The sequence below is a fragment of the Streptomyces hokutonensis genome (assembly GCF_000376565.1).
GTDB classification, from domain to species: Bacteria; Actinomycetota; Actinomycetes; order Streptomycetales; family Streptomycetaceae; genus Streptomyces; species Streptomyces hokutonensis.
Map to the genome: position 1 here is coordinate 65925 of NZ_BARG01000022.1, position 22878 is coordinate 88802.

20 protein-coding genes are annotated in these 22878 nt (G+C 71.8%); 9 read left to right on the forward strand and 11 right to left on the reverse strand.

What is annotated here, in order from left to right:
- Positions 1 to 3: 3 nt before the first annotated feature.
- From SSP08S_RS11595 to rsmH, 4 genes are all read right to left on the reverse strand, one after another.
- Complete coding sequence (locus tag SSP08S_RS11595) at positions 4 to 1524, reverse strand: UDP-N-acetylmuramoyl-L-alanyl-D-glutamate--2,6-diaminopimelate ligase (RefSeq protein WP_026178400.1); 1521 nt, start codon at positions 1522 to 1524, stop codon at positions 4 to 6.
- A gap of 161 nt (positions 1525 to 1685) precedes the next feature.
- Positions 1686 to 3656 (reverse strand): peptidoglycan D,D-transpeptidase FtsI family protein, encoded by a 1971-nt coding sequence (locus SSP08S_RS11600; protein WP_281176142.1) that lies wholly within the window; start codon positions 3654 to 3656, stop codon positions 1686 to 1688.
- 5 nt (positions 3657 to 3661) lie between these two features.
- Positions 3662 to 4210: a cell division protein FtsL gene (gene ftsL, locus SSP08S_RS11605; protein WP_026178402.1), complete on the reverse strand. Its 549-nt coding sequence runs from the start codon at positions 4208 to 4210 to the stop codon at positions 3662 to 3664.
- Positions 4211 to 4240: 30 nt separating this feature from the next.
- On the reverse strand, positions 4241 to 5197 hold the full coding sequence (gene rsmH / locus SSP08S_RS11610; RefSeq protein WP_078532411.1) for a 16S rRNA (cytosine(1402)-N(4))-methyltransferase RsmH: 957 nt from the start codon (positions 5195 to 5197) through the stop codon (positions 4241 to 4243).
- A gap of 416 nt (positions 5198 to 5613) precedes the next feature.
- Here rsmH and SSP08S_RS11615 point away from each other — a divergent pair, with 416 nt between their 5' ends.
- From SSP08S_RS11615 to SSP08S_RS11630, 4 genes are all read left to right on the forward strand, one after another.
- A complete protein-coding gene (locus SSP08S_RS11615) occupies positions 5614 to 6162 on the forward strand; it encodes a beta-class carbonic anhydrase (RefSeq protein WP_019067763.1) in 549 nt (182 codons plus the stop codon).
- A gap of 236 nt (positions 6163 to 6398) precedes the next feature.
- A complete protein-coding gene (locus SSP08S_RS11620; protein ID WP_026178403.1) occupies positions 6399 to 7436 on the forward strand; it encodes an AAA family ATPase in 1038 nt (345 codons plus the stop codon).
- Positions 7436 to 8800, forward strand: a complete 1365-nt coding sequence (locus tag SSP08S_RS11625; protein ID WP_019067765.1) for a DUF58 domain-containing protein — start codon at positions 7436 to 7438, stop codon at positions 8798 to 8800. Before SSP08S_RS11620 ends, SSP08S_RS11625 begins: the two co-directional genes overlap by 1 nt.
- Complete coding sequence (locus SSP08S_RS11630; RefSeq protein WP_019067766.1) at positions 8797 to 11178, forward strand: transglutaminase TgpA family protein; 2382 nt, start codon at positions 8797 to 8799, stop codon at positions 11176 to 11178. Before SSP08S_RS11625 ends, SSP08S_RS11630 begins: the two co-directional genes overlap by 4 nt.
- Positions 11179 to 11292: 114 nt before the next feature.
- Here SSP08S_RS11630 and SSP08S_RS11635 read toward each other — a convergent pair whose 3' ends face one another.
- The 3 genes from SSP08S_RS11635 to SSP08S_RS11645 form a co-directional block, all read right to left on the reverse strand.
- A complete protein-coding gene (locus tag SSP08S_RS11635) occupies positions 11293 to 11688 on the reverse strand; it encodes an SCO2097 family morphological protein (RefSeq protein ID WP_019067767.1) in 396 nt (131 codons plus the stop codon).
- A gap of 277 nt (positions 11689 to 11965) precedes the next feature.
- A complete protein-coding gene (locus tag SSP08S_RS11640; protein ID WP_019067768.1) occupies positions 11966 to 12736 on the reverse strand; it encodes a methyltransferase in 771 nt (256 codons plus the stop codon).
- Positions 12737 to 12896: 160 nt separating this feature from the next.
- Positions 12897 to 13436, reverse strand: a complete 540-nt coding sequence (locus SSP08S_RS11645) for an SAV_6107 family HEPN domain-containing protein (RefSeq protein ID WP_019067769.1) — start codon at positions 13434 to 13436, stop codon at positions 12897 to 12899.
- 170 nt (positions 13437 to 13606) lie between these two features.
- Here SSP08S_RS11645 and SSP08S_RS11650 point away from each other — a divergent pair, with 170 nt between their 5' ends.
- From SSP08S_RS11650 to SSP08S_RS11670, 5 genes are all read left to right on the forward strand, one after another.
- Positions 13607 to 14299, forward strand: coding sequence for an ATP-binding cassette domain-containing protein (locus SSP08S_RS11650; RefSeq protein WP_019067770.1), 693 nt, complete (start codon positions 13607 to 13609; stop codon positions 14297 to 14299).
- On the forward strand, positions 14271 to 16355 hold the full coding sequence (locus tag SSP08S_RS11655) for a YhgE/Pip family protein (RefSeq protein WP_019067771.1): 2085 nt from the start codon (positions 14271 to 14273) through the stop codon (positions 16353 to 16355). Before SSP08S_RS11650 ends, SSP08S_RS11655 begins: the two co-directional genes overlap by 29 nt.
- A 62-nt stretch (positions 16356 to 16417) precedes the next feature.
- On the forward strand, positions 16418 to 17047 hold the full coding sequence (locus SSP08S_RS11660; RefSeq protein WP_019067772.1) for a TetR/AcrR family transcriptional regulator: 630 nt from the start codon (positions 16418 to 16420) through the stop codon (positions 17045 to 17047).
- Positions 17048 to 17413: 366 nt separating this feature from the next.
- Positions 17414 to 18040 carry a DUF4126 domain-containing protein gene (locus SSP08S_RS11665; protein ID WP_019067773.1) on the forward strand — a complete coding sequence of 209 codons (627 nt, stop codon included), beginning with the start codon at positions 17414 to 17416 and terminating at the stop codon, positions 18038 to 18040.
- A gap of 45 nt (positions 18041 to 18085) precedes the next feature.
- Positions 18086 to 19597, forward strand: a complete 1512-nt coding sequence (locus SSP08S_RS11670; protein WP_174479380.1) for a phytoene desaturase family protein — start codon at positions 18086 to 18088, stop codon at positions 19595 to 19597.
- A gap of 3 nt (positions 19598 to 19600) precedes the next feature.
- Here the strand turns inward: SSP08S_RS11670 and SSP08S_RS11675 are convergent, their stop codons facing one another.
- The 4 genes from SSP08S_RS11675 to SSP08S_RS11690 all read right to left on the reverse strand — a co-directional run bounded on the left by SSP08S_RS11675 (position 19601) and on the right by SSP08S_RS11690 (position 22841).
- Positions 19601 to 20605, reverse strand: coding sequence for an SCO2102 family sporulation regulator (locus SSP08S_RS11675; RefSeq protein WP_019067775.1), 1005 nt, complete (start codon positions 20603 to 20605; stop codon positions 19601 to 19603).
- A gap of 56 nt (positions 20606 to 20661) precedes the next feature.
- A complete protein-coding gene (gene metF / locus SSP08S_RS11680) occupies positions 20662 to 21585 on the reverse strand; it encodes a methylenetetrahydrofolate reductase [NAD(P)H] (RefSeq protein ID WP_026178404.1) in 924 nt (307 codons plus the stop codon).
- A gap of 110 nt (positions 21586 to 21695) precedes the next feature.
- A complete protein-coding gene (thiE, locus tag SSP08S_RS11685) occupies positions 21696 to 22352 on the reverse strand; it encodes a thiamine phosphate synthase (protein ID WP_019067777.1) in 657 nt (218 codons plus the stop codon).
- Positions 22353 to 22469: 117 nt separating this feature from the next.
- Positions 22470 to 22841, reverse strand: a complete 372-nt coding sequence (locus SSP08S_RS11690) for an Rv2175c family DNA-binding protein (RefSeq protein ID WP_019067778.1) — start codon at positions 22839 to 22841, stop codon at positions 22470 to 22472.
- Between the last annotated feature and the right edge of the window lie 37 nt (positions 22842 to 22878).

Here is a 22878-nt window from a genome sequence, read left to right on the forward strand (position 1 = left end):
AGTTCATCCCTGGGTCTTCTGGATAGCTTCGCGAAGCACCTGGCGGTCGTCGAAGGGACGGACCACTCCGGCGATGTCCTGGCCCTGCTCGTGGCCCTTGCCCGCGACCAGCACGGTGTCCCCCGGCCGCGCGCGGGCGACGGCGGCGGCGATGGCGGCGGCCCGGTCCTCGAAGACCTGGACCTCGCCGCGCTCGTGCGCCGGCACGGACGCCGCGCCCTGGAGCATGGTCGCGAGGATCGCGAGGGGGTCCTCGGAGCGGGGGTTGTCCGACGTCAGTACGGCGGTGTCGGCGAGCCGGGCCACGGCGGCACCCATGGGCTCACGTTTCGTCCTGTCCCGGTCCCCGCCGCAGCCGAGCACGACGTGCACCTTGCCCTCGGTGACCTTGCGCAGCGCGCGCAGGACCGATTCGACGGCGTCCGTCTTGTGGGCGTAGTCGACGACCGCGAGATACGGCTGCCCGGCGTCCACGCGCTCCAGACGCCCCGGCACGCCCGGCACGGCGGCGATGCCGTCGGCGGCGAGCTGCGGGTCGAGGCCCGCGGTGGCCAGGGCGGCGATCGCGGCGAGGGTGTTGGCCACGTTGAAGGAGCCGGCCAGCGGCGAACGAGCGGTGATCAGCTCGCCCTTGGGGCCGACCGCGGTGAACGTCGAGTCCATGGGGCCGATTTCGACGTCCTGGGCGCGCCAGTCGGCGTCCGGGTGGCCCTCCGCGGAGTAGGTGATCACGGGGACCGTGGCCTCGGCCGCGAGCCTGCGGCCGTACTCGTCGTCAAGGTTGACTACTCCCTGCCTGCTGCGCAGCGGCGTGAACAACTGCGCCTTGGCCTGGAAGTAGTCCTCCATGCCGGAGTGGAACTCCATGTGCTCCGGGCTGAGGTTGGTGAAGACCGCGATGTCGAAGACGCAGGCGTCGACCCGGCCGAGGACCAGCGCGTGGCTGGAGACCTCCATGGCGACCGCGTCGACCCCGCGCTCGCGCATGACCGCGAACAGGGCCTGGAGATCGGTGGCTTCGGGGGTCGTGCGCTCCGACTTCATGCGCTCGTCGCCGATGCGGGTCTCGACCGTGCCGATCAGACCGGTGGACCGGACCGTTTTCAGCCCGCCCTCTACGAGGTAGGCGGTGGTCGTCTTCCCGGAGGTTCCGGTGATGCCGATCTGGAGCAGGTCGCGGCCGGGGTGGCCGTAGATGGTGGCCGCCAGCTCGCCCATCTGCCCGCGCGGATCGGCCACGACCAGCACCGGCAGGCCGGTCGCGGTCGCGCGGTCGGCGCCTGCCGGGTCCGTGAGGACGGCTACGGCGCCGAGGCCTGCGGCCTGGGTGACGAAGTCGGCGCCGTGCAGGCGGGCGCCGGGCAGGGCGGCGTACAGGTCGCCGGGGCGGACGGCGCGCGAGTCATGGGTGATGCCCGTGACCTCGGCGGTCGACACCGGCTCGGCGGTGCCCAGTTGGTCGGCGAGTTCCGCGAGGGGTGTGGCGGAGAGCTGCGCCGGCCTGGGCGGCCCCGGGTATGTCACGGATGCGCCCTTCTGGGGGGTTTGGGACTGATCGGCGGGTGGCACGGCGGTGAGCGTACCGGGCGCACCCGCCTCGGAGCGAAGCGAGGGGCGGGGCTCGTCCTGGTTCCCGGAGTGGGAGGTGATCATGGTCACGGATCGGTTCCTGGCTGTTGCGCTGATCAGGGAGTGAAGGTCACGGGCAGGTTCGCGGCCTTCGCCCCGGTGGGCGGGACCTGGAGGGTCTTGAGGGCGAACTCCATCACCTGCTTGTAGATCGGTCCGCAGATCTGACCGCCGAAGTAGCTTCCGCTGGTGGCGTTCTGGATCGCGCAGTAGACGGTGATGCGGGGGTTGTCGGCGGGCGCGAACCCGGCGAACGACGAGGTGTAGCCCTTGTACTTGCCGGTGGCCGGATCCACGCGGTTGGCGGTGCCGGTCTTGCCCGCGACCCGGTACCCCGGAATCGCGGCCTTACCGCCCGTGCCCTGCTCGTCGTCCACCACGGACTCCAGCATCTGGGCGAGGGTCTTCGCCGTCTTCGCACTGATGACCCGGGTCTTCTTGGGCGTGGCGGCCGGTGTGAAGCGGCCGTCGGGGCCCTTCGTGCCGCGCACCAGGGTGGGCTCGACGCGGACTCCGCCGTTGGCGACCGTCGAGTAGACGGAGGCCGCCTGGAGCGCGTTGAGGGACATGCCCTGGCCGAAAGGAATCGTGTACTGCTGCGAGGTCGACCACTTGTCCGGGGTCGCGAGGATGCCCTTGGTCTCGCCGGGGAAGTCGAGCCCGCTGTAGGTGCCGATGCCGAACTTGTGCAGATACGAGAAGAGGACCTCGTTGGCCTGCGCCTGCGTCTTGCCGAGCTGGCCGGCCGCCTCGATGGTGCCGATGTTGCTGGACTTGGCGAGGACGCCGTTGAGCGTGAGGTTCCAGGTCGCGTGGTCGACGTCGTCCTGGAAGAGGCGGTCGCCCCGGTGCAGCCGGTTCGGCACGACGACGTGCGTCAGCGGGGTGGCCACGTTCTCCTGGAGTACGGCGGCCATCGTCATGACCTTGGCGGTGGAACCGGGCTCGTAGGCGTCCTGGAGGGCCGCGTTGCCCAGGGAGGCCGCGTTGGCCTGGGCGAGGTCGTTCGGGTCGAAGCCGGGCGCGTTGGCCATGGCGAGGATCTCTCCGGTGCGGGTGTCCTGCACTATCACGTACCCGCGGTCCGCCTTGGACTTCTTCACCTGCTCCGTGATGGCGTTCTGGGCGGCCCACTGGATGTCGCGGTCGATCGTCAGCTCGACGTCGGAACCGGGCACCGCCGGCGTCTCGGTGGAGCCCGCGGTGGGCACCTGGAGGCCGCCGGACTGGGCGTAGCGGACCTTGCCGTCCTTGCCGGTCAGGTCCTTGTTCAGCTGCTGCTCGACCCCGCCGCCGCCCTTGCCGTCGGCGTTGACCCAGCCCAGTATCCCGGCGGCGAGATCACCGTTCGGGTACACGCGCTTGGTGGTGGGGACGGCGAGGACACCGGCAAGGACGTTGACCGTGGTCGGGTCGGTTCCGGACTTGGTGGTGAGCGCGCTCTTCAGGTCCTTGATCTGCTTCCAGACCTGCGGGGTCTGCCGGTTGGCGAGCACCACGTAGCGCAGGTTCTTGTTCGCGGGCCTGAGCTTCTTGACGATCGAGTCCTGGTCCACGCCGAGGATCGGGGCGAGCAGGGCGGCCGCCTGCTCCGGCCCGTCGTCGATCTTCAGCTGCTTGCGGGTGAAGAGCGTCGGGTCGGCGGTGATCGTGTACGCGTCCACGCTGGTCGCGAGGGCCACCCCGGAGCGGTCGGTGATCTCGCCGCGCTCGGCGGCCAGGACGTAGTCGACGTACCGGTTCTGCGCGGCCTTGGCGGCGTACGCGCTCGCGTCGACTGCCTGCACCTGGAGCAGCCGTACGACGAAGGCGATCAGGACGAGGGTCAGCGCGAGGCTGATCATCCGCAGCCGGGGGCGGGGGCTGCCGAGCCGGAGGGAGCGCGGGCCTCCCGGGCGGGCGGCGGGCGGGGCCGGCGCCGGGCGGCGGGCCGGGCGGGCGCCGGGGCCGGGGCGGCGCCGGGCATCGGGCCGTTCGGGCCTGGCCGGTCCGGGCACTCGGCGGCGCGGCGGTTCCCTGTCGGACACTTCCGTCACCTGCCGGGTGTAGTCGGGGTGGAGGACTGAACTGCCGTGGACCGCACGGGCGGTACGGACCGGGCCGGGGTGGGGGTGGCCACGGGTGCCGCCGCGCCGGGCGCGGGGGTCGGGCTCGGGCTCGGCCTGCTGATGAGCGCCTCCGGGGCGAGGACCACCGGTGCGTCCGCCGAGGTCTTCTCGGCGGCCTGCTCCGGGACACCCTTCACGGTGCCGTTCGGGTCGAGGAAGGCGGGGTCTCCCCCGGGCACCATGCCGAGTTCGTGTGCGCGGCGCTGGAGGGCGTCGGGGGCGGAGTAGGCGTCGACGTCCCGCTGGAGGGCCTGTTCCTCGTCGGTGAGGCTCTTGGTCTGCTTCTGGAGGTCGTCCAGCTTGAACTGCCCTTCGCTGAGTGCGGAGTTCAGCACCAGCAGTCCGATCAGGCCGCCGCCGAGGAGGAGCACGACAAGGAGGACGAACGGGGTACGGGCCGCCTGTCCTGGGCCGGTCGGGAAGAGCCGCGCGAGCCGGGCGGCCCTGCCCCTCAGTTCGGGTTTCCTACTCACTCACGCACCCCGCACTCACTTGGTACGTACTCACCCGATGTCCTCCCTGATGCGCTCGGCCCCCCGCAGCCGCGCGGGTGCCGCCCGCCGGTTCTCGGCGACCTCTTCCTCGGTGGGAAGTTCGGCACCGCGCGTCAGGAGCTTGAGCCGGGGCTGGTACTGCTCGGGCACCACCGGCAGTCCAGGAGGCGCGGTATTGGCGGCGCCGGCCGCGAACACCTGCTTCACCAGGCGGTCTTCGAGCGAGTGGTACGACAGGACGGCGATCCGGCCGCCCACGGCAAGGGACTTCACGGCCGCGGGAATCGCCCTCTCCAGGACGGACAGTTCGCCGTTGACCTCGATGCGCAGCGCCTGGAAGGTGCGCTTGGCGGGGTTGCCGCCGGTGCGCTTGGCGGCCTGCGGCAGCGAGTCGCGGATCAGCTCGACGAGCCGCGCGCTGTTGCTGAACGGCTCCTTGTCGCGCTCGCGGACGACCGCGGACACGATCCGCTTGGCCTGCTTCTCCTCGCCGTACGCCCGCAGGATGCGGACGAGTTCGCCCGCCGGGTAGGTGTTGAGGACCTCGGCGGCGCTGATGCCGGTCGTCTGGTCCATGCGCATGTCCAGGGGCGCGTCCTGGGCGTAGGCGAAGCCGCGGTCGGCCTCGTCCAGCTGCATGGAGGAGACACCGAGGTCGAAGAGAACGCCCTCCACGCGCGCGAGGCCGAGCCGCTCCAGGACCTCGGGCAGCTCGTCGTAGACGGCGTGCACGAGGGTGGCGCGCTCCCCGAAGGGGGCGAGGCGTTCGCCGGAGAGGCGCAGGGCCTCCTTGTCGCGGTCGAGGGCGACGAGGCGGGCCTCGGGGAAGCGGGCGAGCAGTGCCTCGCTGTGCCCGCCGAGGCCGAGGGTGCAGTCGACGACGACAGCTCCCGGCCGCTCCAGGGCGGGTGCCAACAGGTCCAGGCACCGCTGGAGCATCACCGGGACGTGTCGACTGTTGCTCAAGGGGCCCTCTCAGGTCCGGCGGGCCCGTACGCACCGCCGGGTCCCCGCCCGCTCAGGAAGGGGAAGGCCTGCCGGCGCCGGAAGCGTCAGCCGACCGGGAGCGGGAGGAGGCCGAGCCGTACGTACGCGCCGCGCACGTGGGGAGAATCCGGAAGGTCGCCGGGGTCTCCGGGAAAAGTCCAGCAGGGAGGCCTCGCCTCCCGCTTCGCGCAACTTTAGTCCACGCTGTCTCACGGTCAATCAACCGGCCTGCGCGTCGCGGGCCGGGGCGCGTGCGAAGCCTCAAAACGGGAAGAATCACCCACGCGGGTGCACCCCCGCCACCCGTGTGGGTTACCTCACAAGAGGACACGATGACGCTCTTTTTCCCATCTCACACCAAGACCGCACCGCCGGTGACCAGTACCGTCATAGGTATGACGACCTCCGCATCCGTACCCACAGAGTCCGAAGGCGCCATAGCCCACGGCGGGACCGTGACGGACCGCCTTGTCGACGCCAACGCCCAGTACGCCGCCGCGTTCACCGATCCCGGGATGGACGCCCACCCCGTCCTCCAGGTGGCCGTCGTGGCCTGCATGGACGCCCGTCTCGACCTGCACAAGGCGCTCGGCCTCCAGCTCGGCGACTGCCACACCATCCGCAACGCGGGCGGTGTGGTCACCGACGACGTCATCCGCTCCCTCACCATCAGCCAGCGGGCGCTCGGCACCCGCAGCGTCGTGCTCATCCACCACACCGGCTGCGGCCTGGAGTCCCTCACCGAGGAGTTCCGGCACGACCTGGAGATGGAGGTCGGCCAGCGCCCCGCCTGGGCGGTGGAGGCCTTCCGGGACGTGGAGCAGGACGTACGGCAGTCCATGCAGCGTGTGCGCACCTCGCCGTTCCTGCTGCACACTGATGATGTGCGCGGCTTCGTGTTCGACGTGAAGTCGGGACTGCTGCGCGAGATCGACCCCGCCTGACGCACCCGCCCGCCCCGAAACTTCGAAAAGTTCGCCCCTCGGACCGCCCAAAAGGTCGTAAGACCCGACAAAGCGAAGGCAGTTGTCCACAGGCGAGTGACACGAACCGGTAACGGCAACAAGAATGCGGGTGTGGCGTCACGCGGAACTTTTCCCGCGTGCCGTCCGTGTTTCGGGGTGGGCCGGTCCGCGGTACGCGCGTCGGCCCATGGAAAGAACGGGCCGAGGAGGGCCGGGTGACGACCTATGACGATCGAGCGAGCCTTACAGATCTGACCGCCACTGTGGAGCGAGTCCGCAGTTCGGTGGAAGGAGTGATCGAGGGCAAGCCCGAGGTCGTACGGCTTTCGCTGACCGTGCTGCTCGCCGAGGGACATCTTCTGATCGAGGACGTTCCGGGCGTGGGCAAGACAATGCTGGCCAAGGCGCTGGCGCGGTCGATCGACTGTTCGGTGCGGCGAATCCAGTTCACGCCGGACCTGCTGCCCTCGGACATCACCGGTGTGTCCATCTGGGACCAGCAGCGGCAGGACTTCGAGTTCAAGCCGGGCGCCATCTTCGCGCAGATCGTGATCGGCGACGAGATCAACCGCGCCTCGCCGAAGACGCAGTCCGCGCTCCTGGAGTCGATGGAGGAGCGGCAGGTCACCAGCGACGGCCAGACCTACGAGCTGCCGAGCCCCTTCATGGTGGTGGCCACGCAGAACCCGGTCGAGATGGAGGGCACCTATCCGCTGCCCGAGGCCCAGCGCGACCGTTTCATGGCCCGGGTCTCCATCGGCTATCCCAGCGCGGAGGCCGAGCTGCAGATGCTGGACATCCACGGCGGGGTGAGCCCGCTGGACGACCTCCAGCCCGTGGCCCACGCGCACGACATCGTCAAGCTGATCGAGGCGGTCCGCGGCGTCCACGTCGCCGACCCGGTGCGCAGATACGCGGTGGACCTGGTCTCCGCCACCCGCACCCACCCCGACCTCAGACTCGGCGCCTCCCCGCGCGCGACGCTGCATCTGCTGCGCGCGGCGAAGGCGTCCGCCGCCCTGAGCGGCCGTGAGTACGCGCTGCCGGACGACATCCAGGCGCTCGCGGTCGCGGTCCTGGCCCACCGCCTGCTGCCCACCGCCCAGGCGCAGCTGAACCGCCGCACGGCGGAGCAGGTCGTCCAGGAGATCCTGCAGCGCACCCCCGTGCCCGCGGCGCCCCCGCAGCAGAGCAGCTTCGGCATGGGCCGCGGCCCGGCGTCCTACGGCGAGCAGCCGCCCCGGAGGCTGTGATGGCCGCCGGGGGGCCGGGGGTCCCGGAGGCCGAGCGGGACGAGAAGGGCGGTGTCCGTACGGCCCTGGCGGGGCTGACCACCCGCGGTCGCTCGTTCCTGGCCGCCGGTATCGCGGCGGCCGTCTGCGCCTACGTCCTGGGGCAGGGCGATCTGCTCCGGGTCGGACTGCTGCTGGCCGTGCTGCCCCTGGTCTGCGCGACCGTGCTCTACCGCACCCGCTACCGGGTCGCCGGCAGCCGCCGGCTCTCCCCCGCGCGCGTGCCCGCGGGCTCCGAGGCCCGGGTCCATCTGCGGATGGACAATGTCTCGCGGCTGCCCACGGGCCTGCTGATGCTCCAGGACCGGGTGCCGTACGTGCTCGGCCCGCGCCCCCGGTTCGTCCTGGACCGGGTGGAGGCGGGCGGCCGGCGCGAGGTGTCCTACCGGGTCCGCTCCGATCTGCGGGGCCGCTATCCCCTGGGCCCGCTGCAGCTGCGGCTGACGGACCCGTTCGGGATGTGCGAACTGACGCGCTCCTTCTCGACGTTCGACACCCTGACCGTGATCCCGCGCGTGGAGGCCCTGCCCCCGGTCCGCCTCAGCGGCGAGGCCAAGGGGTACGGCGACGGACGCAACCGCTCGCTGGCCCTGGCCGGCGAGGACGACGTGATCCCGCGCGGCTACCGCTACGGCGACGACCTGCGCCGCGTGCACTGGCGCTCCACCGCCCGCTACGGCGAGCTGATGGTGCGCCGCGAGGAGCAGCCGCAGCGCGCCCGCTGCACGGTGCTCCTGGACACCCGGGGCATCGCCTTCGCGGGCCAGGGCCCGGACTCGGCCTTCGAGTGGGCCGTGTCGGGCGCCGCCTCCGTCCTGGTGCACATGCTGGAACGGGGCTTCTCCGTACGGCTGTTGACCGACACCGGCAACTCGGTGCCCGGTGAGGGCGCCGACGGGTTCGCGGGCGCGAGCCAGGAGTCGGCGGACGCGGCCGGGCTGATGATGGACACCCTCGCGGTGATCGACCACTCGGACGGCGCCGGCCTGTCCCGGGCCTACGACCTGCTGCGCGGCGGAAACGAAGGGTTGCTGGTGGCCTTCTTCGGCGACCTCGACGAGGAACAGGCGGCCATCGTCGCCCGGATGCGGCAGCGCAGCGGGGGCGCCCTCGCCTTCGTGCTGGACAGCGGCGGCTGGGTGCGCGAGCCGACCGACGTACCCGGACCGGAGAACGAGCAGGAGGAGCGGCTGCGGATGCTGCGCGACGCAGGCTGGACCGCCCTGGGCGTGCCGCGCGGCGCGTCCCTGAACGAGCTGTGGCGCCAGGCCGACCAGGAGCGCAACGGCATCACCGCGGCCGGTCTCGGGGAGGGATGGGGATGAGCGGGCGGGCACGACTGGCGCTCTGCGCCTGGGCGGCGACGATGCTGGCGTCCACCGCGCTGATCCCCCTGGTCTCCCCGGCGATCTGGATCTTCCAGGCCGGCTTCATGCTGGCGATCCAGGCCGGGGTGGGCGCGGCGACCCGGCGGGTCCCGCTGGCCCGGCCGCTGACCGTCGCGGCGCAGGCCCTGGTCACACTGCTGATGCTGACCCTGGTCTTCGCGCGGGCGCAGGCCTTCGCCGGGATCGTCCCGGGCCCCGAGGCCTTCCAGCACTTCGCCGACCTGCTGCAGCAGGGCTCGGACGACGTCTCCCGGTACGCGATCCCGGCACCGCTGCACGACGGCATCCGGCTGATGATCATCGGCGGTGTGCTGGTGATCGGCCTCGCGGTGGACACGCTCGCGGTCACCTTCCGCAGCGCGGCCCCGGCCGGACTGCCGCTGCTCGCCCTGTACTCGGTGGCCGCCGGGCTGTCGAACAGCGGCTACGACTGGCTGTGGTTCCTGTTCGCGGCGGCGGGCTATCTGATGCTGCTGCTGTCCGAGGGCCGGGACCGGCTCGCCCAGTGGGGCCGCGTCTTCGGCGGGGCGCCACGCACCGCGCCGGGCTCGGACTCCTCCGGACCACTCGCCCCGGTCCGCACCGGACGGCGGATCGGCGCGGTCGCGCTGGCCGTCGCGCTGCTGCCGCTGCCCACGATCTCGGGCGGCCTGCTGGACGCCGCCGGGACCGGTGTGGGCGCGGGCACCGGAGGCGGCGGCACCATCTCCGCGGTCAACCCGCTGGTCTCGCTGCGCGACAGCCTGAACGTGGACGAGAACCGCCAGGTCCTGTCCCTGCGCACCGACTCGAACGACCTCTCGGACATGTATCTGCGGATCGTGTCCCTGGACGACTTCGACGGCATCACCTGGAAGCCGTCGCAGCGGCATATCGAAGGTGTGCCGGACAAGTTCCCCACGCCGACCGGTCTCGGCGCCGACGTCAAGCGCGCGAAGATCACGACCAGAATCTCCGCCGCCGACTGGTACGCCCAGGACTGGCTGCCGATGCCGTACCCGCCCAGCGGGGTGAACATCGACGGCAGCTGGCGCTACGAGCCCGTGGGCATGACGGTCGTGGGTGACCACGGCCAGAACACGCGGGGGGTGACCTACACGGTCACCAGTCTGGACGTGGAGCCGACCGCAGAGCAGCTGGCCACCGCTCCGGCCCCGTCGAAGGCTCTGGAGACCCAGTACACCAAGGTGCCGGACTCGCTGCCGGCGGTGGTGGCCCAGACCGCCCGCCGGGTCACCGCGGGCTCGGCCAACGCGTACGAGCAGGCGGTCAAGCTCCAGGACTACTTCGCGGTGACCGGCGGCTTCCAGTACGACACCCAGGTGGACGTCGGTACCGGCCGCAACGCGATAGCGAAGTTCCTCAAGGACAAGCAGGGTTTCTGCGTCCACTTCTCCTTCGCGATGGCGGCGATGGCCCGCACCCTGGGCATCCCGGCCCGGGTCGCGGTGGGCTTCGCGCCCGGCACCCCGGAGGCCAACCAGACGGTGTCGGTGGGCCTGAAGGACGCGCACGCCTGGCCCGAGCTGTACTTCGAGGGCATCGGCTGGACCCGCTTCGAGCCGACCCCCAACCGGGGCTCGGTGCCGTCGTACACCCAGTCGACCACCCCCGGCAGCGACATCCCGGACCCGGCCGGCTCCTCGGCCGCGACGAGCGCGGCGCCCTCGGCCGCCCCCTCGGCGAGCGAGAGCTGCACGGCCCAGCTGAAGAAGATCGAGGGCTGCGCGAGCGAGGCTCCGGCACTCGCGGCGGGCGACGACGGCAGGGGCCCGTGGTGGTATGTGCGGACGTCGCTGCTGAGCCTGGGCGCGCTGCTGCTGCTGACGATCCCGTTCTCGCCGATGCTCTGGCGGACCCGGACGCGCTCGGTACGGCTGGGCGCGCACGGACGTACGGCGGCCGACGCGGCCCTGCACACGCTGGCCGTGTGGGAGGAACTGACCGATACGGCCTGGGACTTCGGGATCTCGCCGGACGGTTCGCTGACCCCGCGCAAGGCCGCCGCCCGGATCGTACGGCTCGGGCATCTCGATCCGCCGACCGCCGCCTCGGTGCACCGGGTGGCGGACGCCGTGGAGCAGGTCCTCTACGCCCCCAGGCCGCAACTGGCGGCGGGGCTCGCTCAGGACGTGCGCCGGGTGGTCGTCGGTTTCCAGGACACGGCGAGCCGCTCCACTCGACTGCGCGCGATGATCGCCCCGCGCTCGACCGTCCGGGTGGTGTGGGAGCTGTCGGCCTGGTGGGCGTCCGTGACGGCGCGGGCGGCGGCGATCCGACCGCCCCTGCGCAAGCCGTCGGGACAGCAGGGCTGAGGGGCACGGCCAGGGAGAAGCAGGGCATACGGGAGGGGGTGACCACCGGTTTCGGTGGTCACCCCCTCACTCGTGTCTTGAGGAGCGCCGCGTGTGCTGCGGGGCCGGGTGCTGCTACTGGCCCTGTTGCTCGTCGCGGCGGCGCTGCCAGCGCTGCTCGATACGATCCATGACCGAGCGCCGCTGCCGTCCCTGGCGGCGGGCGTGCGGAGCGCCCGCGGCGGGCTGTTCGCCAGGCTTCGGAGCCTTGCGCCAGCCGGTCACGGCGAGTACCGCACAGCCCAGCATGACGAGGAATCCCACCACGCTGACCCAAATCTGCTTTGCGACCATTCCTGCCATGAGGAGCGCAATACCTACGAGGAAGCCGGCCACCGCCTGGTAGACCCGTCGCCGGGTGTACGTGCGCAGCCCGCTTCCCTCAAGCGCTGTCGCGAACTTGGGATCTTCGGCGTACAGCGCTCGCTCCATCTGCTCGAGCATTCGCTGCTCGTGCTCCGAGAGCGGCACGGAGTCCTCCTCATCGTGCAGTCGCCGGGGCGACCCGGGGGGTCCCTTCAGGATAGGCAGGGAATCGCCCCCGTGAAACCCGCCCCTCTACGCCAATTGACCAACCGGAATCCGCCATGGCCGTTCCGGCTCGCTGAAGCTTCCATTCCCCAGCGGCCGTCCCGTCATGCCGGGCGGTCTCCCTCGATCATACGGCGCCGGGCCCGGGATCGGGGGGCCTGTGGCGTACTCCATGTGCGGCCGAGCCCCTGATCAGGGCTCCGTCGCGGGAGGCCACTCACGCCTCGCCGGCACCCCGCGTCTCGCCGAGCACATGAAGCTGCGTGGCCACGGAGTGGTACGCCGGGAGCTCGGCCGCCGCGGCCTCCAGCTTGAGCAGCGCGTCCAGGGCGCCGGGCTCGGTGTCCACGAGCACACCGGGAACCAGGTCGGCGAAGACCCGCACCCCGTGCACGGCGCCGACGTCGAGGCCCGCGCCCTCGACGAACGCGGTGAGCTGCTCGGCGGTGAAGCGGTGCGGGACGGGGTCGGCGGCGCCCCAGCGGCCGTTCGGGTCGGCGAGGGCCTGGCGGGCCTCCGTGAAGTGGCCGGCGAGGGCGCGCGCGAGGACGGCACCGCCGAGTCCGGCGGCGAGCAGGCTGAGGACGCCCTCGGGGCGCAGCGCGGCCACCACCGTGCGGACACCCTCGGCGGGGTCCTCGACGTACTCCAGGACTCCGTGGCACAGCACCGCGTCGTAGCCGCCGCGCTCGACCACGTCGAAGAGGCCGTGCGCGTCGCCCTGGACGCCCTTCACGCGGTCGGCGACACCGGCCTCGGCGGCTCGGCGCTCCAGCGCGAACAGCGCGTTCGGGCTGGGGTCGACGACGGTGACGCGGTGGCCGAGGCGGGCGACGGGCACCGCGAAGTTGCCGCTGCCGCCTCCGGTGTCGAGGACGTCCAGCGCGTCCCGACCCGTGGCCTTGACCCGGCGGTCGAGGGCGTCCTGCAGGACGTCCCAGACCACGGCGGTACGGAGGGAGGCGCGGGGGCGGCTCGGGTCCGACACGGCAGTTGACTCCTCGGCGCGGCACCGCCTGTGCACGGCGGAGCGAACGGGCTGCCTCCCTGGCCCGGAGGCGGGCGGCGGGAGGGCTTCAGGCGCCCTCCACCCTATTGCCTCCGGTGCCGTACCCGGTGATGTGTCTCGCGCGGCGGACCGCGCCGGCTCACCCGGCGCGGTCCCCGGGCCGCTCCGGGTCCTGGCGTGGCTGGGGCAGGACCGGCTGGAGGACGAGCATCCGCTCCACCAGGCGCAGGAACATCGCCACGTCGCGTATGAGGTCGTCGGCGTCCCGGCGGGTCGCCGCGCCCTGGATGCCCGCCTCGGCCCGGGCGCGGCGCCGGGCACCGGAGGCGAACAGGGCGCTCCACTCGGTGAGTTCGGGTGCTATCTCGGGGAGTACTTCCCAGGCGCTTCGGATGCGGGCGCGGCGCCGGGCGCTCGGCTCCGGCTGGGCGCGCGCGGCGAGTACCGCGGCGGCGGTGCGCAGGGCGGCGAGGTGGGCCGTCGCGTAACGCTCGTTCGGCGTTTCGAGGACGGCCGCCTCGTCCAGTCCGGCGCGGGCCTGGGCGAGCAGGTCGAGGGCGGCGGGCGGGGCCGTGGCCCGGCGGAGCACGGGGTGTACGTCGCTCGCCGGGCCGGTCAGTGAGGGGGCAGGGCCGGGGGCGCGGCGCCGACGGGCGGCGGCTGCGGACGAGTTGGCCATGACGAACCTCCTGTCGTCTGTGTGACGGCACTGGTGCCGTATGTGCCCATCGTGAGGTATGGCACTGACAATCCGTTCTGACCTGCGCTTTTGCTTCGATCGAAGGTTCGCGTTAGTTTTTGCACTGACCAGTCAGTTCAAAAGACGTCAGCAACAGGGGATGGGGAACCGTGGGTGGGGTCGGTGTCACGGCCGAGGACTTCGGGGTCAAGGGGCCGCGCGGCTGGGCGTTCCGGGGGATCTCCCTGGACGCCGGGCCCGGGTCGCTGATCGCCGTCGAGGGGCCGTCGGGGTCCGGGCGTACGAGCCTGCTGCTCGCGCTCACCGGGCGGATGAAGGCGTCCGAAGGGACCGCCCGCGTGGGCGAGTTGGCGCTGCCGAAGCAGTCGGCGGCCGTACGACAGGTCGGCGCGCTGGCCAATGTCGCCGGGGTCACCGACCTCGATCCGGCACTGACCGTCGGCGAGCACCTGCGCGAACGGGCCGCGCTGCAACAGCGGTTCGGGGACTCCGTCCGCGCGCTGCTGCGGCCACGGTCCGAGCGGGTGGCCGAGGCGCGGCTGCGGATCGAGCGGGCGCTGACCGCGGCCGGTCTCGACCTCGACTCCCTGCCCAAGGGCGCCCGGACCGCCGTACGGGACCTGGAACGGCCGCAGGAGCTGCGGCTGTCCATCGCGCTGGCGCTGATCGGGCGGCCGGCGCTGCTCGGTGTGGACGACGTCGATCTCAAGCTCTCGGACGCCGAACGGGCGGAGATCTGGGACCTGTTGAGGTCCCTCGCGGATTCCGGAACGACTGTCGTGGCAGTGTCCACCGAGGGGACGGAGAAGGCCGATGCACGCGCCACGACTGGCCGCGCTTGAGCTGCGGCGCTTCGGCAGGGGCAAGCTGCCGCGCGCCGCGCTCGTCGCCCTCCTGCTGCTGCCGCTGCTGTACGGCGCCCTGTACCTGTGGTCCTTCTGGGACCCGTACGGCCGCCTGGACCGCATCCCCGTGGCGCTCGTCAACGACGACCGGGGAACGACCGCCGGCGGGAAGAAGCTCACGGCGGGCGACGACATCACCCGGGGACTGCGCGAGAGCAGGACGTTCGAGTGGCACGAGGTGAGTGCGGCCACCGCGCGGAAGGGCGTCGAGGACGGCACGTACTACTTGTCGTTGACCATGCCGGCCGACTTCAGCCGGCGCATCGCCTCCAGTGCGGGCGACTCCCCGGAGACGGGCGCGCTCCAGGTGCGCACGAACGACGCGAACAACTACATCGTCGGCCAGATCTCCCGGACGGTGTTCAGCGAGGTGCGGTCGGCCGCGTCCACCAACGCCTCGCGGACCTTCCTGGACCGGATCTTCGTGTCGTTCTCCGACATCCACGGCCAGACCGTGAAGGCGGCCGACGGCGCCGACAAGCTCAAGGGCGGGATCGGGACGGCCGAGGCGGGCTCCAAGGACCTCGCCGACGGGCTGAAGGACGCCAAGAAGGGCAGCGGGAAGCTCTCCAAGGGCCTGGAGAGGCTCGACACGGGCGCGGGCGGCCTGGAGGACGGTTCGAAACAGGTGGCGGCCGGGACGCAGACCCTCGCGGACACGGTCAACGGGGTCGCCGGCAAGGTGGGGCCCTTCCTGAAGGACAACGAGAAGACCATCGGGGACACGGCCCAGTTGGTCGCCGACTCGGCGAAGACGATCCGCGCCAACCTCGGCACCCTGGTGAAGGCGGCCCCGGTCGCCGCCCGGGGAGCGCACGCGGCCTCGGACACCCTGGACGACGTCTACAGGGCGCGCTGCGAAACCGCCGTCCTGGATGACGCCGCCTGCCCCGACCTGAAGAAGGCCGCCCAGGCCGCCTCGGACGTGGCGAAGGTCGCCGACGACGTCAACAGCCTGGTGGCCGACCAGAACGGCGACCTGAAGAAGCTCGACACGAACCTGCGCACCCTCCAGACGCAGGCCCAGGCGCTCGCCGACCGCGCACCGCACCTCTCCGAGGACCTCGACGACGCGGTGGCCAGGATCAACAAGCTGAACGACGGCGCCGGGAAGGTCGCCGCGGGCGCCAAGACCCTGCACACCGGGCTCGGCACGGCCAAGACCGGCGCGACCGCCCTGGACACCGGGGTCGGCAGGCTGAAGACGGGCGCCGTGGACCTCAGCGGCGGCCTGTACAAGCTCGTCGACGGCTCCGGGAAGCTCGCCGGCGGACTGCACGACGGCGCCGCGCAGATCCCCGACTACGACAAGCAGGACCGCGAGCAGCGCACCGGGGTCATGGCCGACCCGGTCCAACTGGCCTCCCAGGACCTGCACAAGGCGCCCAACTACGGCACCGGATTCGCCCCGTACTTCATCCCGCTGTCCCTGTGGGTGGGCGCGATGGTGGCCTACATGCTGATCACGCCGATGAACCGGCGCGCGCTCGCCGCCGGTGCCCCGGCCCGGCGGATCGCGCTCGCGGGCTGGCTGCCGGTGGTGGCGGTCGGGGTGCTCCAGACGGTGGCCCTGATGGCCGTACTGCACTGGGCGATCGGTCTGGAGATGGCGCACGCGGCCGGCACGGTCGGCTTCCTGTTCCTGGTGTCGGCGTGCTTCGCGGCGATCGTGCAGTGGCTGAACGCGCGCTTCGGGGCGGCGGGCCGGATCCTCGTACTCGCCCTGCTGATGCTCCAGTTGACGTCGGCGGGCGGCACCTATCCGGTGCAGACCAGCCCGGGCTTCTTCAACGCGATCCACCCCTTCCTGCCGATGAGTTACGTCGTCGAGGCACTACGGAGGCTCATCACGGGCGGCGGTCTGGAACCCGTGTGGCACGCGTGCGTGGTGCTCGTCGCCTTCACCGCGGGCGCTCTCGCGCTGACCGCGCTGTCGGCGCGCCGCCGCCAGGTGTGGACGCTGGACCGGCTGCATCCGGAGCTGAGCCTGTGACCTCGCCCAGGACCTCGGCACCCGTGCCCACCGCAGGAGCCGGGCCTGTGAGAATCAGGCCCATGGAAAGCAGCAGCACCCCGTCGGGCGGCAGCACGCGCCGCGAGGCCACCCGGCAGAAGCTCTACGAGGCGGCCGTCACGCTCATCGCCGAACAGGGCTTCTCGGCCACCACGGTGGACGAGATCGCCGAGCGTGCCGGGGTCGCGAAGGGCACCGTCTACTACAACTTCGCGAGCAAGTCCGTCCTCTTCGAGGAGCTGCTGCGACACGGCGTGGGCCTCCTCACCGCATCCCTGAGGGAAGCCGCCGAGCAGACCGCGCGGGACGGCGGCAGCAAGGTGGACGCCCTGGACGCGATGATCCGCGCGGGCCTCGGCTTCATCGCCCGCTACCCGTCCTTCACGCAGCTCTACGTGGCCGAGCTCTACCGCACCAACCGCGCCTGGCAGTCCACGCTCATGGTGGTGCGCCAGCAGGTGAACGCCGCCATCGAGGACGTGCTGCACGCGGGCGTGGCGAACGGCGAGTTCAGCCCCGAGATCGATGTCCGGCTGACCGCGGCGGCGCTCGTCGGGATGGTCCTGGTGGCCGCGCTGGACTGGCAGTCGTTCCAGCCGGAGCGCTCCCTGGACGACGTCCACTCGGCGCTGTCCCGGCTGCTCCAGGGGCGGGTGAGCGGAGACCGCTGAGCGCACGCGCAGAAGCGCCGGTCCGTTGTGGCCGCGTCCCCCGCGGGCCGCCCCGAACCGGCGCTCCCTTGTGCTTCCCCCGTACGTTCCCCCTGTCGGAACCCCCGTCGGTCAGTCCCCCTGGGTTCCCCCGTGCCTCGCTTCCGCCGATGTTCCGGCGGAAGGAGCGGCCAAGGGCGCGGGCCCCGTTCCGCCGCCCCGTGTCGGCGGTACCGGAGCCGCGCCCCTTTCCGTGTCTCCACTCTCTCGTTCGCGCAGGTCGCACCCCATCCGCGCGCGTACTCAACTCACTCCCTAGGTACGCATACTCAGCCGTACGCACTCAGGCCCAGGACGCCCTGTTGCCGAGTGGTTACTATCGCCCCCGTGTCCGTACTCCCCCTGGTCTTCACCAGCGGCTGGGCCAGCGGCATCAACGCCTACGCGGTGGTGCTGCTGCTCGGTGTCTTCGGCGCGACCGGGGTGAGCGACGCCGTCCCCGAGTCGCTGCAACGCCCTGAGGTCCTCGTCACAGCGGCCGTGCTGTTCCTGTGCGAGGCGGTCGCCGACAAGATCCCCTACGTCGACTCCGTGTGGGACTCCGTGCACACCCTGATCCGGCCGGCCGCCGGGGCGTGGGTCGGCGCGGTGCTCGCCGGGCACAGCGGATCGTTGAACGATGTGGTCGCGGGGCTGATCGGCGGTTCGACCGCGCTGGCCAGCCACACGGTCAAGGCCGGGACGCGGATGGCGATCAACACCTCGCCGGAGCCGTTCAGCAACATCGTGATGAGCCTCGCGGAGGATCTCGGGGTCGGCGGGATCGTCTCGTTCGCGATGTTCCATCCCCAGGCGGCGGCGATCATCGCGGCCGTGCTGCTCGTGGCCGGGCTGACGGTCCTGTTCTTCCTGGTCTCGCGGATCCGCCGGTTCCTGCGCCGCCGGGCCCAGCTCCGGGAGGAGAGACGGCTGGCCTCGCAGGTGGGAGGGCCACCGGACCGGCCGCCCTGGTGACGGCCCGTGACCGGACTGTCAGTGGCGGCCGATAAAGTCGCAGGCATGGCACGGATTGCGGTGATCGGCGCCGGCATGGGCGCGATGGCGGCCGCTGCCCGGCTGGCCGTCGCGGGCCACCGGGTGGCGGTGTACGAGCGTACGGAGACGTACGGCGGTGCGGTGCGCCGTTTCGAGCGGGACGGCTTCTCCTTCGACACCGGCCCCGGGCTGCTGCCCGTGCCCGCGGTCTACCGCGACCTGTTCATCAAGACCGGCAAGGAGCCGCTGGAGGACCTGGTCGAGCTGGTCCAGGTCGACCCGTCCTCACGGCACGTCTTCGCGGACGGCACGGAGGTGTCACTGCCGAACGCCTCCCGCGCGGGCGTCGTCACGGCCCTGGACGAGGCCCTGGGCGGCGGCGCGGGGCAGCGCTGGGGCGACTTCCTGATCCGGGCCCGCGAGGCCTGGGACCGCACCCGCAGGCCCCTCCTGGAGGAGCCCCTGTGGCCCAACTGGTCGGTGCTGGCGGACCAGGAGCCCTATCCGGCGGTCCCGCACAAGAAGCTGCTGCGCACCCGGCGGGCGAGCACCCTCGCCGAGATCGGCGCCTGGGAGCTGCGCGACGACCGCCTGACGGCCCTCCTGGAGAGCCACGCCCTCGCCTACGGCCTCCATCCCCGGTCCGCTCCGGCCAGCGCGGCCGTGCTGCCGTACATGGAGCACGCCTTCGGTACCTGGTATGTACGCGGCGGCATACGGGAGTTGGCGCGCGCGGTGTACGAGCGGTGTCTGGCACGGAAGGTCGAGTTCGTCTTCGGGGCCGAGGTCACCCGGGTTCTGGAGAAGGACGGGCGGGCGGCGGGAGTCGAGCTGACCGACGGGACTGTGGTCGACGCGGATCATGTCGTCGCCGACGTGGACCCGGTGCGCCTATGGGCCCTGACGGAACATCCACTGGACGAGGACGGTGACGTGCGCGCCGACCGGGTCTCGCCCAGGCCGGCACGCCTGACGCTGCTGCTGGCCCTGCGCGGCCCGCGCGAGGCCGGGGCCGTTCACCGGACGGTCGTCCACGCCCCGGACCGGGAGGCCGAGTTGGACTTCCTGGCCTCCCCGGGCGGCGACGAGCCCCGCTGCCCCACGGTGACGGTGCTGCGGCCCGACGACCCCGCACTGCGGCCGGACGGCGAACACGATTCGGCGGTGGTGTCCGCCGTGCTGTCGAGCGAGGCCGGCTGGGAGGAGGAGGGCACGGTCACGCGTTACACCGACTTCCTCCTCAAGGCCGCCGAGTCCGCCGTACCGGGTCTGCGGGAGCGCCTGCTCTGGCACGAGGTGCGCACCCCCGATCACACGGAGGACGAGACGGGTGCCCACTTCGGTGCGGTGCCCGCCCCGTCGCTCGCAGCTGGCCGGGGCCGCTTCCTGCACCCGGCCAACACCACGCGCCTGCCCGGCCTCTACCGCGTCGGCGGCTGGTCGCACCCCGGTGGCGGGCTTCCGCACGCCGGCATGTCGGGGGCGCTGGTGGCCGGACTGATCGTGGAGGGACCGCAGTTCAGAGGGTCTCAGTAGGCTTCAGAAACGGTACTGCTCGTCGTAGCCGGGGCCCGACTGCGGCTGCTGCTGTTGCTGCTGGCCGTCGCCCTGGTAGTACTGCTGGTCCGCCGGGAGGTCGCCGCCGTAGGTCTCGTCGTTGCGCTGCTGCGGGACCCACACCCCGCCGGCCGGGGTCTCGCCGACATAGCCGTTGTTGCCGTACTGGTCCTGCGTGTAGCCCTGTTGGGGATACTGCTGCTGGCCGTCGTAGCCCGTGTCGTACGTGGCGCCGCCGTAGGTCTGGGTGCCGATGTACGGGTCGGAGTAGGCCGCGTACTGCTGCTGGCCGGTCGTGTCGTAGCCGTACTGCTGCTGGTCGTAGCCCGCGTAGGTGTCGTAGCCGTACTGCTGCTGGTCGGCCGCCGCGTAGGCCTGGTCCTGGGTCTGGCCGGCCGCCGCTGCCGCGTAGGCCTGGTCCGCGCCCGCGTAGTTCGGGTCGGCGGCGTTGGCGTAGGCGGTGGCGCTGTAGACGCCGTAGGAGCCGGTGTCGTCCGGCAGGGGCTGCGGCTCGTAGACCGAGGCGGCCTCGGCGGCCGTGGGGTCGAGCGGCCGGTTCGGGGTGAAGACGTCGTCGCGGTCGTAGTCGTCGTCCGCGCCGAAGTCGGACTTGTTCTGGCCGTACTCCTGGAAGGCGGGCTGGGCGCCGGTCGAGTCGAGGCCGGAGGCGTCGAGGCCCGGGTCCTGCTCGTCCGGTTCGCCGCCGCGGCGCATGAAGCCGCCGGCGCCGGGTCGGCCGGAGACCGCCCAGCCGGCTTCGAAGCCGCGGCGGAACGACAGGGTGACGTAGGTCTGACCGATGGCGAAGGCCACCGCGCCCAGTCCGATCACGACTACGGAGGGCATCAGGACGCCGAGCACGACGCCCAGGAAGCCGACGAAGGCGAGCAGTCGCCAGCGCAGTCGCGCCTTGTACTGCAGCAGCACCTCACCGAGCAACCACAGTGCGACGATGCCGAACGCGATGTAGAGGACCGTCCAGCCCATGTACGCCCCTCTCCCAGTGGCCGCTACGCAGTGTGTCGTATGTCCGGGCGGCCGGTCTAGACCCTCGGTGGGTGGTGCAGGCCCAGGTTCTCGTAGATTTCCAGCGTCGCCGTGGAGTTGTTGAGCGTGATGAAGTGCAGTCCGGGCACTCCCTCGGCCAGCAGCCGGGCGCAGAACTCCGTGGCGAAGTCGATCCCGATCGAGCGTACAGCCGCCGGATCGTCTTTGGCTGTGAGGATTCGCTCTTTCAGAGCGTCCGGGATGACGGCGTTGCTGAGCTGCGGCAACCGCTCCAGCATCCGCACGCTGGTCACCGGCATGACCTCGGGGATGACCGGTGTGGCACAGCCTGCCGCCTCGACCCGGTCGCGCAGGCGAAGATAGGACTCCGGGCGGAAGAACATCTGGGTGATGGCGTAGTCGGCGCCGGCCCGGCACTTGTCGACGAAGTGCCGCACGTCCGTGTCCCAGTCCGGGGAGCGCGGGTGCAGCTCCGGGAAGGCGGCGACGCCGACGCAGAAATCGCCCGACTCCTTGATGAGCCGGACCAGTTCGGCCGCGTAGGTCAGGCCCCGGGGGTGCGCCACCCAGTCGGCCATGGGGTCGCCGGGCGGGTCGCCGCGCACGGCGAGGATGTTGCGGATCCCGGCGTCGGCGTACTGGCCGATGATGTTGCGCAGTTCGGCGACGGAGTGGTCGACCGCGGTGAGGTGGGCGACCGGGGTGAGCGTGGTGTCGGCGACGATCTGCTCGGTCTCCTTGACGGTGCCCGCGCGGGTCGAACCGCCGGCTCCGTAGGTCACGGAGACGAAGTCGGGGGCGACCGCCTCGACCCTCCGCAGCGCGCTCCACAGGCTTCGCTCACCCTTGGGGGTCTTCGGCGCGGAGAACTCGAACGAGTACGTGTTCTTGCCGGTCGCGAGCATGTCGCGCACCGTCCGTGCGCGATCGGTCCTGGTGGATGCGATTCCGAAGGCCATACCCGCAGGTTAGTCAGGGGACGGCGGTCACCCAACCGGAACCGGAAATTTGCCTGATTTGTCGCCCTGTTGTCCACCCACCGGACAACAGCGCGACACCCTGACCGCTCTCAGGTCTGCCGGAGCCGCTTGGCGAACTCGGCCGCCGCCGCGCCCGGGTCGTCGGCCTCGGTGATCGCCCGTACGACGACGACCCGGCGGGCGCCCGCTTCGAGCACCTCGTCGAGGTTGCCGAGGTCGATGCCGCCGATGGCGAACCAGGGGCGGTCGGTGCCCAGGGCGGCCGTGTACCGGACCAGCTCCAGGCCGGGGGCGTGGCGGCCGGGCTTGGTGGGGGTCGGCCAGCACGGGCCCGTGCAGAAGTAGTCCACGCCCTCCTGGACGGCGGCCGCGGCGGCCTCCGCCTCCGCGTGCGTGGAGCGGCCGATCAGGACGTCGTCGCCGAGGATCGCGCGGGCCGCGGGGACCGGGAGGTCGCCCTGGCCCAGGTGCAGCACGTCGGCGCCGGCGGCGTGGGCGACGTCCGCGCGGTCGTTGACCGCGAGGAGTCTGCCGTGCCGGGCGCAGGCGTCGGCGAACACCTGGAGGTGCTCCAGCTCCTCGGCGGCCTCCATGCCCTTGTCGCGCAGCTGCACGATGTCGACCCCGCCGGCCAGGACCGCGTCCAGGAACTCGGCGAGGTCGCCCTGGCGGCTGCGGGCGTCCGTGCAGAGGTAGACCCGGGCGTCGGCGAGTTCCGCGCGTACGGCGGTTGCGGTGTCGGGCATGGCTGATTCCCCCGTTGTCGTTCGTCGTCGTTGCGCGGTGGTGCCGTGTACGGGCCGCGGGCGGGCGCGCCGCGGCCCGTACACCGGTCGGTCGTCCGGGTCAGCCGGTCGTCCGGGTCAGACGGCGAGCGCCTGGGCGCGGCGCTTCACCTCCGTGCCGCGATTCTCGCTCAGGGCCTGCGCGGGGGTGCCGGGCAGGCTGGGGTCGGGGGTGAAGAGCCATTCCAGCATCTCTTCGTCGGAGAAGCCGTCGTCCCGCAGGAGCGTCAGGGTCCCGGTGAGGCCCTTGACGACCTTCTGCTCGGCCCCGTCGATGAAGGCGGCGGGGACGTGCAGCGCGCGGTTCTCACCACGCCGTACGGCGATGACTTGGCCCTCCTTGACCAGCTGCCGCACGCGGGTCACCTCGACATCGAGCATCTCTGCGATGTCGGGCAGCGTGAGCCAGGCGGGGACGAGAGCATCGATCTTTGCGTCAATCTCGGTCACGTAAACAGCGTGCCATCCCGGACTGACAGTCGGAAGC

Excerpts from the sequence above, each read along its gene's own strand:
- metF (WP_026178404.1), bottom strand. The coding sequence starts at position 21,585 with ATGGCCTTCGGAATCGCATCCACCAGGACCGATCGCGCACGGACGGTG.
- thiE (WP_019067777.1), bottom strand. The coding sequence starts at position 22,352 with ATGCCCGACACCGCAACCGCCGTACGCGCGGAACTCGCCGACGCCCGG.
- SSP08S_RS11630 (WP_019067766.1), top strand. The coding sequence starts at position 8,797 with ATGAGCGGGCGGGCACGACTGGCGCTCTGCGCCTGGGCGGCGACGATG.
- SSP08S_RS11615 (WP_019067763.1), top strand. The coding sequence starts at position 5,614 with ATGACGACCTCCGCATCCGTACCCACAGAGTCCGAAGGCGCCATAGCC.
- SSP08S_RS11670 (WP_174479380.1), top strand. The coding sequence starts at position 18,086 with ATGGCACGGATTGCGGTGATCGGCGCCGGCATGGGCGCGATGGCGGCC.
- SSP08S_RS11675 (WP_019067775.1), bottom strand. The coding sequence starts at position 20,605 with ATGGGCTGGACGGTCCTCTACATCGCGTTCGGCATCGTCGCACTGTGG.
- SSP08S_RS11645 (WP_019067769.1), bottom strand. The coding sequence starts at position 13,436 with ATGGCCAACTCGTCCGCAGCCGCCGCCCGTCGGCGCCGCGCCCCCGGC.
- SSP08S_RS11625 (WP_019067765.1), top strand. The coding sequence starts at position 7,436 with ATGGCCGCCGGGGGGCCGGGGGTCCCGGAGGCCGAGCGGGACGAGAAG.
- SSP08S_RS11660 (WP_019067772.1), top strand. The coding sequence starts at position 16,418 with ATGGAAAGCAGCAGCACCCCGTCGGGCGGCAGCACGCGCCGCGAGGCC.
- SSP08S_RS11655 (WP_019067771.1), top strand. The coding sequence starts at position 14,271 with ATGCACGCGCCACGACTGGCCGCGCTTGAGCTGCGGCGCTTCGGCAGG.